14 protein-coding genes are annotated in these 17,507 nt (G+C 60.8%); 9 read left to right on the top strand and 5 right to left on the bottom strand.

What is annotated here, in order from left to right; all coding sequences use genetic code 11:
- The first annotated feature begins 27 nt into the window (after positions 1-27).
- The 5 genes from purU (AC1RO5_RS02125) to AC1RO5_RS02105 all read left to right on the top strand — a co-directional run bounded on the left by purU (AC1RO5_RS02125) (position 28) and on the right by AC1RO5_RS02105 (position 7,446).
- Complete coding sequence (purU, locus tag AC1RO5_RS02125; RefSeq protein ID WP_493172317.1) at positions 28-894, top strand: formyltetrahydrofolate deformylase; 867 nt, start codon at positions 28-30, stop codon at positions 892-894.
- 51 nt (positions 895-945) lie between these two features.
- Positions 946-2,313: a trimethylamine monooxygenase gene (locus AC1RO5_RS02120; protein ID WP_493172315.1), complete on the top strand. Its 1,368-nt coding sequence runs from the start codon at positions 946-948 to the stop codon at positions 2,311-2,313.
- A 15-nt stretch (positions 2,314-2,328) separates the two neighbouring features.
- Entirely contained in the window at positions 2,329-4,671 is a 2,343-nt protein-coding gene (locus tag AC1RO5_RS02115) for a trimethylamine N-oxide demethylase (protein ID WP_493172313.1), read from the top strand.
- Between the two features lie 75 nt (positions 4,672-4,746).
- Positions 4,747-6,426: an APC family permease gene (locus AC1RO5_RS02110; RefSeq protein WP_414883651.1), complete on the top strand. Its 1,680-nt coding sequence runs from the start codon at positions 4,747-4,749 to the stop codon at positions 6,424-6,426.
- Positions 6,427-6,522: 96 nt separating this feature from the next.
- Positions 6,523-7,446, top strand: a complete 924-nt coding sequence (locus AC1RO5_RS02105) for a bifunctional 5,10-methylenetetrahydrofolate dehydrogenase/5,10-methenyltetrahydrofolate cyclohydrolase (RefSeq protein WP_493172310.1) — start codon at positions 6,523-6,525, stop codon at positions 7,444-7,446.
- 53 nt (positions 7,447-7,499) lie between these two features.
- On the opposite strand, the gene AC1RO5_RS02100 is transcribed toward AC1RO5_RS02105, so the two are convergent.
- From AC1RO5_RS02100 to glnT, 5 genes are all read right to left on the bottom strand, one after another.
- On the bottom strand, positions 7,500-8,825 hold the full coding sequence (locus tag AC1RO5_RS02100; protein WP_151213099.1) for an ammonium transporter: 1,326 nt from the start codon (positions 8,823-8,825) through the stop codon (positions 7,500-7,502).
- A gap of 186 nt (positions 8,826-9,011) precedes the next feature.
- Positions 9,012-10,352, bottom strand: a complete 1,341-nt coding sequence (locus AC1RO5_RS02095; RefSeq protein ID WP_493172308.1) for an FMN-binding glutamate synthase family protein — start codon at positions 10,350-10,352, stop codon at positions 9,012-9,014.
- A gap of 20 nt (positions 10,353-10,372) precedes the next feature.
- A complete protein-coding gene (locus AC1RO5_RS02090; RefSeq protein ID WP_493172306.1) occupies positions 10,373-11,056 on the bottom strand; it encodes a protein glxC in 684 nt (227 codons plus the stop codon).
- An 11-nt stretch (positions 11,057-11,067) separates the two neighbouring features.
- Positions 11,068-11,973, bottom strand: a complete 906-nt coding sequence (locus tag AC1RO5_RS02085) for a class II glutamine amidotransferase (protein ID WP_348123050.1) — start codon at positions 11,971-11,973, stop codon at positions 11,068-11,070.
- A 72-nt stretch (positions 11,974-12,045) separates the two neighbouring features.
- Positions 12,046-13,380: a type III glutamate--ammonia ligase gene (gene glnT / locus AC1RO5_RS02080; protein WP_493172304.1), complete on the bottom strand. Its 1,335-nt coding sequence runs from the start codon at positions 13,378-13,380 to the stop codon at positions 12,046-12,048.
- A gap of 282 nt (positions 13,381-13,662) precedes the next feature.
- Between glnT and AC1RO5_RS02075 the strand changes: the two genes are divergently transcribed.
- The 4 genes from AC1RO5_RS02075 (at position 13,663) to AC1RO5_RS02060 (ending at position 17,495) form a co-directional block, all read left to right on the top strand.
- Positions 13,663-14,262 (top strand): helix-turn-helix domain-containing protein, encoded by a 600-nt coding sequence (locus AC1RO5_RS02075; protein WP_415764322.1) that lies wholly within the window; start codon positions 13,663-13,665, stop codon positions 14,260-14,262.
- A 241-nt stretch (positions 14,263-14,503) separates the two neighbouring features.
- Positions 14,504-15,370, top strand: coding sequence for a formyltetrahydrofolate deformylase (purU, locus tag AC1RO5_RS02070; RefSeq protein ID WP_493172302.1), 867 nt, complete (start codon positions 14,504-14,506; stop codon positions 15,368-15,370).
- Positions 15,367-16,272 (top strand): bifunctional methylenetetrahydrofolate dehydrogenase/methenyltetrahydrofolate cyclohydrolase FolD, encoded by a 906-nt coding sequence (folD, locus tag AC1RO5_RS02065; protein ID WP_493172300.1) that lies wholly within the window; start codon positions 15,367-15,369, stop codon positions 16,270-16,272. Before purU (AC1RO5_RS02070) ends, folD begins: the two co-directional genes overlap by 4 nt.
- Positions 16,254-17,495 (top strand): FAD-dependent oxidoreductase, encoded by a 1,242-nt coding sequence (locus tag AC1RO5_RS02060; RefSeq protein ID WP_046052994.1) that lies wholly within the window; start codon positions 16,254-16,256, stop codon positions 17,493-17,495. The genes folD and AC1RO5_RS02060 overlap by 19 nt, the downstream gene beginning before the upstream one ends.
- The last annotated feature ends 12 nt before the right edge of the window (positions 17,496-17,507 follow it).

Genomic DNA, 17,507 nt, shown 5'->3' with positions numbered 1-17,507 from the left:
CCAACCACTTTATCCAAGGGACCTTCGATGGACACTTCCAACGAACATTACATTCTCAAGATCAATTGCCCGGCAGCGTCCGGCATCGTTGCCGCGATCACCACCTGTCTGGCCGCACAGCAGTGCTACATCAGCGAGCTGGCGCAATTCGACGACGAGTTCACCGGGCAGTTTTTCATGCGCGCGGTGTTCCGCTTCAACACCGGCGTGACCGGCGATGTCGGTGCTCTGCGCGAAGGTCTGGGCGACTTGGCCGGCGGCTTCGACATGCAGTGGCAGCTGTTCTGCAGCAGTCAGCCGACCCGCGTGCTGCTGATGGTCAGCAAGTTCGACCACTGCCTGACCGACCTGCTTTACCGCCACCGCAAGGGCGAGATGGACATGCAAATCACCGCAGTGGTCTCCAACCACCTGGACCTGCGGGCCATGGCTGAACGCGAAGGCATTCGCTTCATCTACCTGCCGGTCACCAAGGACAGCAAGGCCAGCCAGGAAGCCGAGTTGATGCGCATCGTCGAGGACACCCAGACCGACCTGGTGGTACTCGCCCGCTACATGCAAATTCTGTCTGACGGTCTGTGCCAGCAGCTGTCCGGTCGAGCCATCAATATCCATCACTCGTTCCTACCCGGCTTCAAGGGTGCCAAACCCTATCACCAGGCCTACGACCGTGGCGTGAAGCTGATCGGCGCCACCGCCCACTACGTCACCAGCGACCTCGACGAAGGCCCGATCATCGAGCAGGAAATCCAGCGAGTCGATCACACCTACCTCCCCGATGCGCTGGTCGCCATCGGCCGCGACACCGAAACCGTAGCGCTTTCCAAAGCCCTGAAATACCACCTGGAACACCGGGTGTTCATCAACCAGGACAAGACGGTGATTTTTCGCTGAGCGAGCCCTTTTCCGATCCATAGCCACGAGACACAGCCACGAGAGACGACCATGACCACACGCGTAGCAATCATCGGCGCCGGCCCTTGCGGCATGGCTCAACTGCGGGCATTTCAATCGGCCAGGGACCAGGGAACGCCCATCCCGGAACTGGTCTGCTACGAAAAACAGCAAGACTGGGGCGGCATGTGGAATTACACATGGCGTACCGGTCTGGACGAGAACGGCGAACCGGTCCACGGCAGCATGTACCGCTATTTGTGGTCCAACGGACCGAAAGAGTGCCTCGAGTTCGCCGACTACAGCTTCGAGGAACATTTTGGACGCCCTATCGGCTCGTATCCGCCACGGGAAGTGCTGTGGGACTACATCAAGGGTCGCGTCGAAAAAGCCGGGGTTCGCGACTACATCCGTTTCAACAATGTGGTGCGCCAAGTCACCTTTAGCGAAGAGACTCGCCGCTTCAAGGTGGTCGCACACGACCATGGCAGCGATACCCGGACCTCGGAAGAGTTCGACTATGTGATCAACGCCTGCGGGCATTTTTCGACGCCGAAGATGCCGCACTTCCCCGGGTTCGAGCAGTTCGGCGGGCGTATCCTGCACGCCCATGATTTCCGCGAGGCGCTGGAGTTCAAGGGCAAGGATCTGCTGATTGTCGGCAGTAGCTATTCCGCCGAAGACATCGGTTCCCAGTGCTACAAATACGGTGCCCGCAGCATCACCAGCTGCTACCGCACCGCGCCCATGGGCTATGACTGGCCCGCCAACTGGGAAGAAAAGCCGCTATTGCAACGCCTGGAAAAAAACCGCGCGTACTTTATCGACGGCACCCACAAGCACATCGACGCGGTGATCCTCTGCACCGGCTACAAACATCACTTCCCCTTCCTGCCGGACGAGCTGTGCCTCAAGACCGATAACCGACTGTGGCCGATGAACCTGTACAAAGGCATTTTCTGGCAGCCCAACCCGCAACTGATCTACCTCGGCATGCAGGACCAGTGGTACTCGTTCAACATGTTCGACGCCCAGGCCTGGTACGCCCGCGACGTGATCCTGCAACGCATCGCTCTACCCGACCAGACACGAAGGGCCGCCGATATCCAGGAATGGCATGCCCGCGAACAGCAGCTTGAAACCAACCAGCAGATGTTCGAATACCAGGGCGCCTATATCCAGCAACTGGTGGACGCCACCGATTACCCGAACTTCGATATCGCCGGGGTCAACGACACCTTCCTGCACTGGAAGCACGACAAGGCCCACAACATCATGGGTTACCGCGACAAATCCTACCGATCGCTGATGACCGGCACCCAGTCGCCACCCCACCACACGCCTTGGCTGCATGCCCTGGACGATTCCATGGCGGCGTACCTCGGTGAACCGCCGATGTCCGTCAAGTCGATCGGTTGACCCGGGGGCCCCACCATGAATGCACCTCGTGTTTCCCGCCCGCGGGAGCCCGGACTCTTTGCCCGGGCCCCGGCCCTGGAGCGCTATCGGGTGGCCGCCGGCGGCCTGACCCTTGTCGCGTTGCAGCCCGGCGACAGCCTTCAGGTGATCGACCTCGAAGGCCGGCAACCCTGCGAATTGCTGGCCGTCGATACGCTGGGTCGCAGCGCTCTGGCGGCCTGGGCGCTGAGCGGTTCGACGGCCTGCGGGTTCATCGGCGCACGGCTCGCCGAGCCGACCTTGCAATCGCGTCGCATTGGCCAGGCGCTGAGCCGACGTGCGATTGACCCACACCACCTGCCCAGCGCCGCCTCACTTTGGGACGAGGACAGCCCTGCCGACTTCAGCCGCCGCTTCGTCGCCAACGATGAGCTGCTAGTGATCGTCGCGGCACCCGCCGGGCCAACGGCCGTCGACCGCCAGTATCGGCCCAGCGAGCTGCGACTGCTGGTGACACGGGCCAATCCCTCACCCCTGCTGCTGCCACACTTGCCCGAGCCGCTGGGTGAGCTGCTGGACGAGTTCACCCTCAGCGCCGGCACCGCCCACAGCTACACCGTCGGCAAAGGTCAGTATGTGCAAGTGCTGGATGTCGCCGGTCGCCAGTGCTCGGACTTCGTCGCTCTGGATCGACGGGCACTGGATCGCGGCCTGGAACTGGACCTGGACCAGACCGTGACCCGCACCCTCAACGGCAGCGCCTATCCGGCACCGGGACTGTTCTCAAAGTTTTTCGACCGGCAGATGCAGCCGATGCTGGAGGTGGTGCGTGACACCGTCGGCCGCCACGACTCCTTCGCCCTGGCCTGCGCCGCACGCTACTACGAGAGCCATGGCTACTTCGGGCACGACAACTGCAGCGACAACCTCAGCCGAGTGCTCGCGTCCCATGGGGTCCAGGCCCGCAATGGCTGGCCTGCGATCAATTTCTTCTTCAATACCGGGATCGACGCGCATCAGCAGATGACCCTGGATGAACCCTGGTCGCGCCCCGGCGATTACGTGCTGCTGCGCGCCATGACCGATCTGCTGTGCGGCAGTACCTCGTGCCCGGATGACATCGACCCGGCCAATGGCTGGAACCCGACCGATATCCATGTCCGCATTTACAGCGAAAAGGAGCGTTTTTCCATCGCCATGAGCACTCGAACCACGGCCGATGCCGACCCGATTCTTACCCGTGAGTCCGCGTTCCACTCACGCACCAGCGCCTTGACCGGCAGCTTCGTCGACTACCGCAACTGGTGGCTGCCGCTGCGCTATGACGGCTATGGCGCGATCGAGGAATACCTCGGTTGCCGCGAGCGGGTGGCGGTGATGGACCTGACCGCCCTGCGCAAATTCGAAATCATCGGCCCCGACGCGGAAGCCTTGTTGCAGTACTGCCTGACCCGCGATGTGCGGCGCCTGGCGGTGGGTCAAGTGGTGTATTCGGCGATGTGTCACGAGCACGGCGGCATGCTCGACGACGGCACCCTGCTGCGCCTGGGCCCAGAAAACTTCCGCTGGATCTGCGGCGAGGATTACGCCGGAGTCTGGCTGCGCGAACAGGCGCAAAAGCTCGGCATGAAGGTCTGGATCAAGTCCGCCAGCGAGCAGATTCACAACCTGGCGGTGCAAGGCCCGATGAGCCGCGATTTACTCAAGCAAATGGTCTGGACCGCGCCTAACCAGCCGAGTCTGGAAACCCTTGGCTGGTTCCGTTTTCTGGTGGGACGCCTGGACGGTTACGACGGCTGCCCGCTGATGATCTCGCGCACCGGCTACACCGGCGAATTGGGCTACGAAGTCTGGTGCCAGCCTGAGGATGCCGAACGGGTCTGGGACCGAATCTGGGCGCTGGGCCAACCCTTGGGCCTGGTGCCGCTGGGCCTGGAAGCACTGGACATGCTGCGCATCGAAGCCGGACTGATTTTTGCCGGCTACGAGTTCAGCGACCAGACCGATCCGTTCGAGGCCGGTATCGGCTTTTGCGTACCGCTGAAAAGCAAAACCGATGACTTCATAGGCCGCGACGCCCTGTTGCGGCGCAGCGCCCATCCCGCTCACAAACTGGTGGGCTTGCAACTGAGCGGCAACGAAGGCGCCCACCACGGCGACCCGGTGTACCGCGGCCGGGCTCAGGTCGGGGTCATCACCAGTGCCTGCCGCTCGCCGCTGCTGGCCAGCAATATCGCGCTGTGCCGGGTCGACGTGGCCTGCGCCGACGTCGGCACAGCGTTGGAGATCGGCAAAGTCGATGGCCTGCAGAAGCGCATCAGCGCCACGGTCACCGCAGCGATTTTCTACGACCCCGACAAGAGCCGGGTACGCAGTTGATCGATCACATGAACTTAAGCGCCACCCGACTTTGACTGCCCCACTACCACTCTACTCAGACATGGGAATACGAAGATGGAAGCGACTACGTTCGAGGCCGTACCGCAGGCCGCCAGCTCAGTGGGCAGCCTGCACCGCAAGATCGATTGGCGCGGGGCTTTCTGGGTCGCCAGTGGCGTGCCCGCCCTGGTCCTGTTCTCTATCGGCGCGATTGCCGCCACGGTAGGCAAACCGGCCTGGATCGTCTGGATTGTGTCGATCCTGTTCGGCTTCATCCAGGCCTTCACCTATGCCGAAATCGCCGGGTTGTTCCCACACAAATCCGGTGGCGCGTCGGTCTACGGTGCAGTCGCCTGGGTGCGCTACAGCAAGCTGATCGCACCGGTCTCGGTGTGGTGCAACTGGCTGGCCTGGTCCCCGGTTTTGTCCATTGGCTCGGGGCTGGCAGCCGGTTACATCCTCACCGCATTGTTCCCCGCTGATGCGTTGATCAATACCTGGCAACTGACCCTGCTTGACCTGGGCTGGGTCAAAAGCGGCCTGTCGCTACGGATCAACGCGACGTTCGCCATCGGCCTGCTGATTTTACTGACGGTGTTCGCCGTGCAGCATGGCGGCATCTTGCGCTCGGCACGCCTGACCCTGGTGCTTGGCGTGACCTCGCTGATTCCTTTGTTGCTGGTGGGCGTGGTGCCGTTGTTCACCGGGGACGCGGCCCAGGCCAACTTCCTGCCGTTGTACCCGCTGGCCCATGACGCGGCCGGGCAAGTGATCGACGGGCCTTGGGATATTTCCGGGTGGTCATTGATGGCTGGCGGCCTGTTCATGGCCGCATGGTCCACTTACGGTTTCGAAACCGCGGTGTGCTACACCCGGGAATTCAAGGACCCCAAGCGTGACACGTTCAAGGCCATTTTTTACGCCGGCCTGCTGTGCATTCTGGTGTTCACCCTGGTGCCCCTGGCGTTTCAGGGCAGCCTCGGACTCGGCCAACTGGTGACACCGGCGGTGCTCGATGCCAGCGGCGCGGTGGTCACACCGGCGGTCTATAGCGGTCTGTTGTCACCCGCGATCTACAGCGGCATGGGCGTGGGCCAGGTCATGGCGGACAGCATCGGCGGCGGTAAGCTGGTGGCCAACATCGTGCTGATCATGTTGGTCCTGGCCACGTTGCTGGCGATCATGACCTCGATGTCCGGCTCCTCGCGCACCCTGTATCAGGCATCGGTGGATGGCTGGTTGCCGAAATACCTGGGGCGCACCAACGAACATGGCGCGCCTACCGCAGCGATGTGGACCGACTTGTCGTTCAACCTGCTGCTGTTGCTGATGTCCGATTATGTGTTCGTGCTGGCCGCGTCCAACGTCAGCTACATCATCTTCAATTTTCTAAACCTCAATGCCGGCTGGATCCATCGCCTGGACCGTCCCGACTGGATACGCCCGTACAAGGCCCCGACCGTGCTGTTGGTCGCGGGTGGCGTACTGAGCTTCGTTAACCTGGCGTGCATGGGGCTGGGAGCCGATATCTGGGGCGCCGGGACCCTGGTGACCGGCCTGTTGCTGGCGCTGTTGATTCTTCCGGTGTTCTGCTACCGCCACTATGTGCAGGACAAGGGGCGCTTCCCGGAAGCGATGCTCAGCGACCTGTACATTCAGACCGATGCCGGACAAAAACGCGCCGGTTGGCTGCCTTATGCAACGCTGATCGCGGGTGTACTGGTGGTGTACGGTTGCCATCAACTGGTAGCCTGAGCGTCCTTGCCTGCTGGTCTCTGATGGATCATCGGGGCGCAACGACGCCTCGATGATCACTTCGCCCCCCTATCAATCAAAACGACGGTGACTCTTTTGATCAGCACCACCCCTGGACTTGCCCGCGTTATCGACGGCAAAGCCATCTCTGCCCAGGTTCTCGACGAAGTTCGAGAAGAAGTTCTGGTCTTGGCCGGACAGCAGATTTACCCGGCCCTGGCCGTGCTGCTCGTCGGTGAAGACCCGGCCAGCGAGGTCTATGTGCGCAACAAACTGCTGCGGGCCAAGGAAGTCGGCATTCGCTCCCTTGAATACCGTCTGCCGGACGACGCCAGCCAGGCGCAAGTACTGGAACTGATTGCCCAACTGAATGCCGATGCCACGGTGAACGGCATTTTGGTGCAGTTGCCCCTGCCAGGACATATCGACGAGGCGGCAGTGATTCACGCCATCGACCCGATCAAAGACGTGGACGGATTTCATCGGGAAAACGTCGGCGGCCTGGTGCAAGGCATCGAAGTCCTGACACCCTGCACACCCAGCGGCTGCATGCGCCTGCTGCACGAAACCTGCGGTGACTTGAGCGGCTTGCACGCGGTGGTCATCGGACGCTCGAACATTGTCGGCAAACCCATGGCAACCTTATTGTTGCAGGCCAACTGCTCGGTCAGCGTGGTGCACTCGCGCAGCGTCGATGCACCGGCGTTGTGCAGGTTGGCGGACATCGTGGTTGCGGCGGTGGGTCGTCCTGAGATGATCGATGCCAGCTGGCTCAAAGCCGGGGCGGTGGTGATCGATGTCGGCATCAATCGCATTGCCAGTGAGTCCGGCAACCGGCTGGTAGGCGATGTCGATTACGCCAGTGCGCGTACCGTCGCCCGTGCGATCACGCCGGTTCCGGGAGGCGTGGGGCCGATGACCATTGCGTATCTGCTGAAGAACACCCTGATCGCCAGTCAATTGCAGCGTGCCGCCGCAGCGCGCGAGCGAAAGTCGATCAGTGAAGCAACGTTGATCTGAGCACCACAAAAACGGCCCACTCGAAAGTGGGCCGTATCGTTCAATAGTAACGATCAGTGGTTGTAGGCACTCTCGTTGTGTTCAGCCAGATCCAGCCCCATGTCCTCCACCGATTCATCGGCCCGCAAGCCGATGACGGCGTTGATCACTTTGAGAATGATCCAGCTGATGGCGAAGCAGTACACCGTCGTCAGCAACACGCCCTTGATCTGCGCCACGACCTGAGCGCCCATGCTCACGCCTTCCACCAACCCGCCCAGGGACGGCACGCAGAACACGCCGGTCAATACCGCGCCAATCATTCCGCCGATGCCGTGCAAGCCAAACACGTCGAGGCTGTCGTCATAACCGAAGCGGCGTTTCAGCACAGTGACGCTCAAGTAGCAGAACACCCCGCACAGCAGACCGATGGCCAACGCGCCGCCTACGCCGACATACGCACACGCCGGAGTAATGCCGACCAAACCGGCCAAAGCACCGCTGGCCAAGCCCAAAGCACTCGGCTTGCCGACCTTGAACCACTCGGTGAACATCCAGCCGAGAATCCCCGCGCAAGCACCTAGTTGGGTGTTGAGCATGACAATGCCCGAAGTGCCATTGAGACCGCCGCCGGAACCGATATTGAAGCCGAACCAGCCAACCCAGAGCATCGCCGCACCGGCCATGGTCAGGCTCAGGTTGTGAGCCGGCATCGGCGTATTCTGGTAGCCCTTGCGCTTGCCGAGAATCAGGCACGCCGCCAAAGCAGCGACGCCGGCATTGATATGCACCGCAGTGCCACCGGCGAAATCGAGAACGCCCCAGTTATGCATCAAAGCGCCCGAACCTCCCCAGACCATATGGGCGACAGGCGCATAAACCAGGGTAAACCACAGCGCCATGAACCACAGCGCTGCCGAGAACTTCATGCGCTCGGCGAATGCACCGGCAATCAGCGCCGGGGTAATGATCGCGAAGGTCATCTGGAAGGTGACAAACACGCCTTCCGGGATGTCACCGACCAGGCTATCCGGGGTCATGCCGGCCAGAAAGGCCCGGCTCAAACCACCGACGAAACTGTTGAACGTCACCTGCCCCTCAACCATGCCAGTGCTGTCGACCACCATGCTGTAGCCATAGATCACCCACAGCACGCCGACCAGACCGGCGATGCCGAAGCACTGGGTAAACAGCGAGAGCATGTTTTTCGCCCGCACCAGACCGCCGTAAAACAAGGCGAGGCCCGGCAGACACATGAACAGCACCAGCACCGCGGCGGTCACCATCCAGGCGGTGCTGCCGGTGTTCAATGTGGGTGCGTCGGCCGCTTGGGCGAGCGGCGCGAGGGCGCCGGCCGCCAATAAGACAAGGAGGGATTTGCCGAGAAGACGATTGACCATGTTCAAAGCTCCTGCAAAGGAATGGTAGGTGTCTGGCAGCGAGCAGTTGTTATCTCATGGGCCTCTTGTCGGGCTCCTTGATCTGTGGCGAGCGAGCTTGCTCGCGCTCGAGTGCGTAGCACTCGCAAAGATTCTTGGGGCCGCTTCGCAGCCCAGCGCGAGTAAGCTCGCTCGCCACAGGGTTTGTCAGTAACCGATACCGGATCCTGGAATCCAGTTGGTCCCCGCCAGCGGCACCCGCGCCATGGCAGCCGACTCCACCGTCAGTGCTACCAAATCCTCGGGATCGAGGTTGTGCAGGTGCGACTTGCCGCAAGCCCGGGCCATGGTCTGGGCTTCCAGCACCAGCACGCGCAGGTAGTTGGCCAGACGCCGACCACCTTCCACAGGGTCCAGTCGCTTGGACAGCTCAGGGTCCTGCGTGGTGATACCGGCCGGGTCCCGGCCGTTCTGCCAGTCATCGTAGAAACCAGCGGCCGAGCCGATTTTCTTCAGTTCCTCGTCCAGGCGTGGATGGTTATCGCCCAAGGCAATCAGCGCCGCCGTCCCGATAGCTACCGCATCCGCACCCAGCGCCATCGCCTTGGCGACGTCGGCACCGTTGCGAATCCCTCCCGAAACAATCAACTGAACCTTGCGATGCATGCCCATCTCTTGCAAAGCCTGTACCGCTTGTGGAATGGCCGACAAAATCGGGATCCCGACGTGTTCGATGAACACTTCCTGAGTCGCTGCAGTTCCGCCTTGCATGCCGTCGAGCACAATCACGTCAGCCCCGGCTTTTACCGCCAACTTGACGTCGTAATACGGTCGGCTGGCGCCGATTTTTACGTAGATTGGTTTTTCCCAATCGGTGATTTCCCGCAGCTCGGCAATCTTGATCGCCAGGTCATCCGGGCCAGTCCAGTCCGGGTGTCGGCAGGCGCTGCGCTGGTCGACACCGATCGGCAAAGTGCGCATACCGGCCACGCGCTCAGTGACTTTCATGCCCAGCAACATACCGCCACCACCGGGTTTGGCGCCCTGCCCCAGAACGATTTCAATCGCGTCGGCCTTGCGCAGATCGTCCGGGTTCATGCCATAGCGGGACGGCAAATACTGATACACCAAATGCTGCGACTGGCCGCGTTCTTCCGGGGTCATGCCGCCGTCACCGGTGGTGGTACTGGTGCCGGCGATGGTCGCGCCACGGCCCAGGGCTTCCTTGGCATTGGCCGACAAAGCCCCGAAGCTCATGCCGGCGATGGTCACCGGAATCTTCAGGTGAATCGGCTTCTTGGCGAAACGGTTGCCGAGGATCACATCGGTTCCGCACTTCTCCCGATAGCCTTCCAGAGGATAGCGCGAAACGCTGGCACCAAGCAGCAGCAAGTCATCAAAATGCGGCAGTTTGCGTTTGGTGCCACCGCCCCGAATATCGTAGATGCCGGTTTCCGCGGCACGCTGGATTTCCTGGATGGTCAGGCGGTCGAAGGTGGCTGACTCGCGCAGTACGGGAGGCGCTTTTTGGCTGATTGGGTCGCTCATATCTATTCTCCTCGCGCGGATCAGTACGCGGACGCGTTATCGACTTTGAAGTTGTACAACTGACGGGCCGAACCGTAGCGCTTGAAGTCAGCCGCCTTGTGCTCGAAACCGGCGCGGTCGAGCAGCCCTTGCAGCTCTTCCAGGTGCTCGGCGCGCATCTCTTTCTCGATGCAATCCGAGCCCAGAGACTCAACGGTCCCTTTCACGTAGATGTGGGTTTCATACAACGAATCGCCCAGTGCATCGCCGGCGTCGCCGCAGACCACCAGGCGACCGGCCTGCCCCATGAAGCAGCTCATGTGGCCGATGCTGCCGCCGACAACAATGTCGATGCCCTTCATGGAAATCCCGCAACGCGCCCCGGCGTCGCCTTCAATCACCAGCAACCCGCCATGGGCCGTAGCACCGGCCGCCTGAGAGGCGCTGCCTTTGACCCGGACATAGCCGGACATCATGTTCTCGGCACAACCGACACCGACGTTGCCGTGGACGGTGATCGAGGCCTTTTGATTCATCCCCGCGCAGTAGTAACCGGCGTGACCCTGGATATCGATGGACACCGCTTCATTCACCCCGACCGCGAGGTTGTGCTTGCCATCGGAGTGAGTCACTACCCACTCGTGGTCGGTCACGTTATTGACCTGATCGTGCAGCGCCTGATTGAGGTCACGCACGGTGTCAGTGGAAAGATCGATGGTTTTCATGTGTGCGCTCCTTAAGCTGACTCGCGTTCCCAGATGTACAGGGTGGCCGGTGCGGGCTCCCAGATTCTGGCGTTTTCGATTCCCGGCAGGCTCGACAAGGCCTGATACTCGGAGGCCATGGCGACGTAGTCGTCCGTCTCGGCAAGAATCGCCGGCTTGCAGGCGACCGGGTCGCGGATCACCGCAAAACCGTTGCGGGTGCCGATGGCGAAGGTGAAGAAACCGTCGAGATCCTCCAGCGAGTGATCCAGCGCTTCCTTCAATGAATCGCCCTGCTGTAGGCGCCAGGTCAGGTAGCCGGCGGCCACTTCAGTGTCGTTGTCGGTCTCGAAGTGAATGCCTTCGCGCTTGAGTTCCTGACGCAGGCGGAAGTGGTTCGACAACGAGCCGTTGTGCACCAGGCACAGGTCGGCGCCAGTGGAAAACGGATGGCTGCCTTCCATAGTTACCGCGCTTTCGGTGGCCATGCGGGTGTGGCCGATGATGTGGCTACCCTTCATGCCGGCCAGGCCGAAACGCTGGGAGATTTCCTGGGGCAAGCCCATGCCCTTGAGGATTTCGATGCTTTGCCCGGCGCTCATGATGCGCAGGCTCGGTGCGAGTTCCGCGAGGGCCAGGCGTACCGGCGCCTCTTCGGCATGGATCTTCAACACCGCGGCACTGGCGTTCTGGAACCAGTCCAGCGAACAGCCCAGGCGCCCTTCCAATTCACCCATCAGGGTTTTCCAGTCGAAGCCTTCAGTGGTCGCCTGCAAGGTCAGCTTGACCCAGCCGTCCGCCACTTCATCGCCGTAAATGGCGAAGCCGGCACTGTCCGGGCCACGATCGGTCATGGCCTGCAACATCGGTTCAAAGAGCTTGCCGAGCTGGGATTCCAGCTGCGGATTTTTCAGGTAAAGACCTACGATCCCACACATATCAAGTCTCCTTCGGAGGCAGTGAACGCCCGGCGCCGTGCCGGGTGCCCGAATGGTTGTCAAAATGAAAAATCAGAAAAATTCGGTGTAGCGCTGGATTTCCCAGTCGGAGACGTGGCGGCTGTATTCCACCCACTCCATGCGCTTGAGCTTGATGAACTCGCCAACGATCTGTGGGCCAAGTACCTCGGCGAACAACGGGTCTGCTTCGAGCGCGTCGCAGGCTTCCTTGAGCGATTGCGGCAGGGTCTTGATGCCCCGCGCGGCGATCTGTTCGAGGCTCAGGCTGTAGAGGTTTTCATTACAGATGTGATCGATTTCCAACTGGCGGTCGATGCCGTCCAGGCCCGCAGCGATGATCGCGGCACTGACCAGATAAGGGTTGCAACCAGCGTCCGGCAGACGGAATTCGAGGCGGCCGTAAGGCACCCGCACCATGGCTGAACGGTTGTTGGCACCGAAGGCGATAAAGGCCGGAGCCCAGGTCGCACCGGACAACGAATTACCCACCACCAGACGCTTGTAGGAGTTGACCGTCGGCGCGGCGAAGGCACACAGCGCCGGGCCGTGGGCAAGCAGGCCGGCGGCGAAGTGATAGGCCATTTTCGACAGCCCCATGCCGCTCGGATCACTGGCGTCATGGAACAGGTTCTTATTGTCGGCGCTGCTGATCGACAGGTGAAAGTGCATGCCGTTCCCGGCGCGCCTCGGATCAGGCTTGGGCATGAACGAGCAGATCATGCCCAGGTCATTGGCGATTTCGCCGGCGGCCATGCGGAAGAAGGTGAAGCGATCCGCCGAGGTCATGGCGTCGCTGTAGGTGTAGTTGATCTCGAACTGGCCGTTGGCGTCTTCGTGGTCAATTTGATAGACCTCGAAATCCACTGCCTGCAGGGCTTCGGTCAGCCGCTCCAGGAAAACGCGGGAGCGCGACAAGCCTTTATAGTCGTAGCAAGGCTTGTCGAGGTTGTCGCTGGGGTCGACCAATTGCAGCTTGCCCTGCTCGTCGCGCCGCATCAGGTTGAACTCGGGTTCCAGGCCGGTGTTGAGGGTCCAGCCCTTTTCTTCCAGGCGTTGCACTTGTTGCTGCAGCACATAACGGCTGTCATACGGATGCGGCTTACCGTCGACGTGGCCGACGCACACCACCCGGCCGTAACCCGGCTGCCAGGGCACCGGGGTCAGGGTGGACAAGTCGCCGCGAGCCATGAAGTCCGGACCGTGGGGCTCCATGCCCATGCCACTGATCGCGAACCCGGCAAAACCCGCCCCCTCTTCGGCGACGGTCTTGAGCCCACAGATCGGCACCGACTTGGTCTTGGCCGCACCGTGAATATCCACAAATTGCGCAAGCACGTACTTGATCCCGTGCTTGTCGATGATGCGCTGGGTTTCTGCTGGCAACATTGCTCGTCACTCCTCGCGAAAGGCAAAACATCTTGGATGGGCCTTGACCGTCTTTTTATTCCTAAAAAGAAAGTTATTTTCCCAATAGGAATGCAAAGCCCTTGCCAGATTCGCGAGTGAAACGTTGATACACCGTGACAGGCGCTTTTGTGCTGTATGTATGGGAATATTCTTTTCCCTGTGGGAATACTGCCCGCAGGGCAGGCGCCAAGCGTCGCCATTTGCACTTTCTCAGTGCGAAACTAATATTACTGAACGGAAAGTGTGCAGGATCTGATGACTATGTCGACCGAAACCGCCCCGCGCCTCAAGCTTGAGCAATATCTGGGAATGCAGATCAAGCGCCAGCGCCAGGCTCAGGATCTGAAATTGTCTGACGTGGCCAAGATTGCCGATATCAGTCAGGGCATGTTGAGCAAGATCGAAAATGCCCAGGTGTCCACCAGCCTCGATACCCTGAGCCGTCTGTGCGACGTGCTAGGCCTGCCACTGTCCAAGTTGTTCAGCGAATATGACCAACAAGACGGCAGTGCGCTGTTGGTCAAGGCCGATCAGGGCATGGAAGTGGTGCGCCGTGGCACCGAGAAAGGCCATACGTACCATCTGCTCAACCACACTCGCGGGCCTAAGAAGAGCTTCGAGGCCTACATGGTCAGCATGGATGACGCGAGTGAGGAGTTTCCGACCTTCTCCCACCCCGGCACCGAATTCCTTCACCTGCTGGAAGGTGAACTGATCTATCGCCACGGCAATCAGCTGTACCGCATGGAAGCGGGTGACAGCCTGACATTCGAAGGCGAAATCCCTCACGGTCCGGAACAGTTGGTGCACGTGCCGATCCGTCTGCTGTCGATCATGAATTACGGCAGCGACAAAGAGTAACGCCCCCCTCTTCCCCCGCTTTGCCCCACGTTGAGGCCGACCCATGTCGGCCTCACGCATTTTCCTCCCAGTTAAAAAACTTTCTTAAAAGCTCTGGACGCCACACACCGATTTCCCCTATAAAGCCACCAACAGGAATATTTTATTCCCTACAAGAAAATTCGCTCATGGATGAGCCAGCTGTCCGCTGACACTTTTTTCGCTATGCGATGAGCTGCCGCCATCATCCCGAGGACGTGTCATGCAACACGAAAAAAACCATTTCATCATCAAGATCACCTGTCCCGCGGTGTCCGGCATCGTCGCTGCCGTCACCACCTACCTGGCGGACAACAGTTGCTACATCGGGGAGATGGCGCAATTCGATGACGACTTCAGCGGCCGTTTTTTTATGCGTGCGGTGTTCCGCTTCAACGACGGCCATCAGGGCGACATTCAACAGATCAAGGACGGTTTCGCCGACGTCGCCAAGGCGTTCGAGATGACCTGGGAATTGCACGACACCCGCGAGCCGATGCGCGTGCTGCTGATGGTCAGCAAGTTCGACCACTGCCTGACCGACCTGCTCTACCGCTACCACAAGGGCGAGATGGACATGACCATCACCGCCATCGTCTCCAACCACCTCGACTTGCGGCCCATGGCCGAACGTGAGGGCATTCGCTTCATCTACTTGCCGGTGACGAAGGACAACAAGGCCCGGCAGGAAGCCGAGCTGATGAAGATCGTCGACGACACCAGCACTGAGCTGGTGGTGTTGGCGCGCTACATGCAGATCCTCTCCGACGACCTGTGCAAGCAACTCTCGGGGCGGGCGATCAACATTCACCATTCGTTCTTGCCCGGTTTCAAAGGCGCCAAGCCGTATCACCAGGCGTACCAGCGCGGCGTGAAACTGATCGGCGCCACCGCCCATTACGTCACCAGCGACCTCGACGAGGGACCGATCATTGAGCAGGAAGTACAGCGTGTCGATCACGTCTACCTGCCCGACGATCTGGTCGCTACCGGCCGCGACACCGAAACCGTGGCCCTGTCCAAGGCGGTCAAGTACCACCTGGAACACCGGGTGTTTCTCAACCAGGACAGAACGGTGATCTTCCGGTGAACACACACAAACTGATCGACGGAAAGGCCACCGCCGCCCGCGTCCTGGTGCAGGTCCGCGAGGACGTGGAGCGACTGCGCGAGCAAGACATTCAACCGGCACTGGCAGTGATTCTGGTGGGCAGCGACCCGGCCAGCCAGGTCTACGTGCGCAACAAGATCCTGCGTGCCGAAGAGGTGGGTATCCGCTCTCTCGAGCATCGATTGTCCACAGACACCAGTACTGAACAGCTACTCATCTTGATCGCCCGACTGAATGCCGACCCCTCGATCCACGGCATTCTTTTGCAGCTGCCGCTGCCTTCCCATATCAATGAATTACGCGCATTGGAGGCTATCGCTCCGGACAAGGATGTAGACGGGTTCCACAGTCAGAACGTCGGTGGTCTCAGCCAGGGCCGCACCGTACTCGCGCCCTGCACCCCAAGTGGTTGTTTGTATTTGCTGGAGCAAACCTGCGGGGATCTGCGCGGCAAGCACGCGGTGGTGATCGGCCGCTCGAACATCGTCGGCAAACCCATGGCAGCATTGTTGTTGCAGGCCGACTGCTCGGTGACCGTCCTGCATTCGCGCAGCCCGGATCCGCAGGCTCTGTGCCGGCAGGCAGACATCGTCATCGCCGCCGTGGGGCGCCCAAGGCTGATCGACGCCAGTTGGTTCAAGCCAGGCGCAGTGGTGATCGACGTCGGCATCAACCGCATCGAAGACGATGGCCGCAGCCGTCTGGTGGGCGATGTCGACTTCGACAGCGCCCTGCCCCACGTCGCGGCGATCACCCCGGTACCGGGTGGTGTCGGGCCGATGACCATCGCCTTTCTGATGAAAAACACCGTCACCGCAGCCCTTGCGCAACACCAGGCCCAACACAACCAATCGGAGGCCTTATGCCGTTCAATCTATTGAAATATGGGCTGAGTTCGGAGTACCCGGTGGAAGTGGATTTGCCGCCACCGAAGGAACTCAAGTCGAGCTATGACGTGGTGATCATCGGTGCCGGCGGCCATGGCCTGGCTACTGCTTACTACCTGGCCAAGTACCACGGCATCACCAATATCGCGGTGCTGGAAAAGTCCTACCTGGGTGGCGGCAATACCGCGCGCAACACCGCGGTGATCCGCTCCAACTACTTGACCAGCGAAGGCGTGCGCTTTTATGCCGAGTCGGTGCGGATGTTCCAGTCGCTGTCCAACGAATTCGATTTCAACATCATGTACTCCGAGCGCGGCCAACTGACCCTGGCCCACACCGATGCTACGGTGCGTTCGTTCCGGCAGCGAGCCGAGGTCAACAAACACTTTGGTGGCCGTACCGAGATGATCGACCGCCAACAGATACGCGAACTGGTGCCCAGCCTCAACCTAGATCCTGGCCACTTGCCGGTGATCGCCGGTCTCTGGCACATCGACGGCGCCACCGCGCGCCACGACGCCGTGGCCTGGGGCTACGCCAAACAGGCGGCCAAACGCGGTGTGGAAATCCATCAGCTCACCGAAGTTCAGGATCTGATTATCGAGAACGGCGCAATCACCGCGGTCAAGACCAACCGAGGCACCATCAAGTGCGGTTGCGCGGTGCAAGCGATTGCCGGGCACAGTTCGTTGCTGATGGCCAAGGCCGGGATCCGTTCGCCGATCCAGACTTTCCCGCTGCAAGCGATGGTCACCCAGCCGTTCAAACCGTTTCTCGATCCGCTGGTGAGTTCCTCCGCCCTGCACTGCTACGTACAACAGACCAGCCGTGGCGAGGTGGTTTTCGGCGGCGGCTCCGATCCCTATCCGCTGTTCAACACCCGCTCGACGCTGGACCTCAAGGAAAGCTTGCTCGCCCATGCGATTGAGATGTTCCCGTTCCTGGCCAACGCCAAGCTGATGCGCCAATGGGCGGGGATCACCGATATGACCCCGGATTACAGTCCGATCATGGGCCTGTCGCCGGTGAAGAATTACTACCTCGACGCCGGCTGGGGCACCTGGGGCTTCAAGGCCACGCCGATCTGCGGCAAGACCATGGCCGAGTTGGTCGCCAGCGGCGGCAAGGTGCCGGAGCTGATCAAACCCTTCGGCCTCGAACGTTTCTCGACCTTCCAGCAAGTCAACGAAATGGGCGCCACGGCGGCCAGTCACTGACGGAGAGCGGAC

This window comes from Pseudomonas sp. GW822-FHT02G04 (assembly GCF_058802085.1).
The sequence above is the reverse complement of the archived record's forward strand: the minus strand, read 5'-3'. Positions and strand labels throughout refer to the sequence as shown.

Coding starts and splice junctions, on each gene's coding strand:
- AC1RO5_RS02075 (WP_415764322.1), top strand. CDS start 13,663: ATGTCGACCGAAACCGCCCCGCGCCTCAAGCTTGAGCAATATCTGGGA.
- AC1RO5_RS02085 (WP_348123050.1), bottom strand. CDS start 11,973: ATGTGTGGGATCGTAGGTCTTTACCTGAAAAATCCGCAGCTGGAATCC.
- purU (WP_493172302.1), top strand. CDS start 14,504: ATGCAACACGAAAAAAACCATTTCATCATCAAGATCACCTGTCCCGCG.
- AC1RO5_RS02095 (WP_493172308.1), bottom strand. CDS start 10,352: ATGAGCGACCCAATCAGCCAAAAAGCGCCTCCCGTACTGCGCGAGTCA.
- glnT (WP_493172304.1), bottom strand. CDS start 13,380: ATGTTGCCAGCAGAAACCCAGCGCATCATCGACAAGCACGGGATCAAG.
- AC1RO5_RS02110 (WP_414883651.1), top strand. CDS start 4,747: ATGGAAGCGACTACGTTCGAGGCCGTACCGCAGGCCGCCAGCTCAGTG.
- purU (WP_493172317.1), top strand. CDS start 28: ATGGACACTTCCAACGAACATTACATTCTCAAGATCAATTGCCCGGCA.
- AC1RO5_RS02090 (WP_493172306.1), bottom strand. CDS start 11,056: ATGAAAACCATCGATCTTTCCACTGACACCGTGCGTGACCTCAATCAG.
- AC1RO5_RS02100 (WP_151213099.1), bottom strand. CDS start 8,825: ATGGTCAATCGTCTTCTCGGCAAATCCCTCCTTGTCTTATTGGCGGCC.
- AC1RO5_RS02060 (WP_046052994.1), top strand. CDS start 16,254: ATGCCGTTCAATCTATTGAAATATGGGCTGAGTTCGGAGTACCCGGTG.
- AC1RO5_RS02115 (WP_493172313.1), top strand. CDS start 2,329: ATGAATGCACCTCGTGTTTCCCGCCCGCGGGAGCCCGGACTCTTTGCC.
- AC1RO5_RS02120 (WP_493172315.1), top strand. CDS start 946: ATGACCACACGCGTAGCAATCATCGGCGCCGGCCCTTGCGGCATGGCT.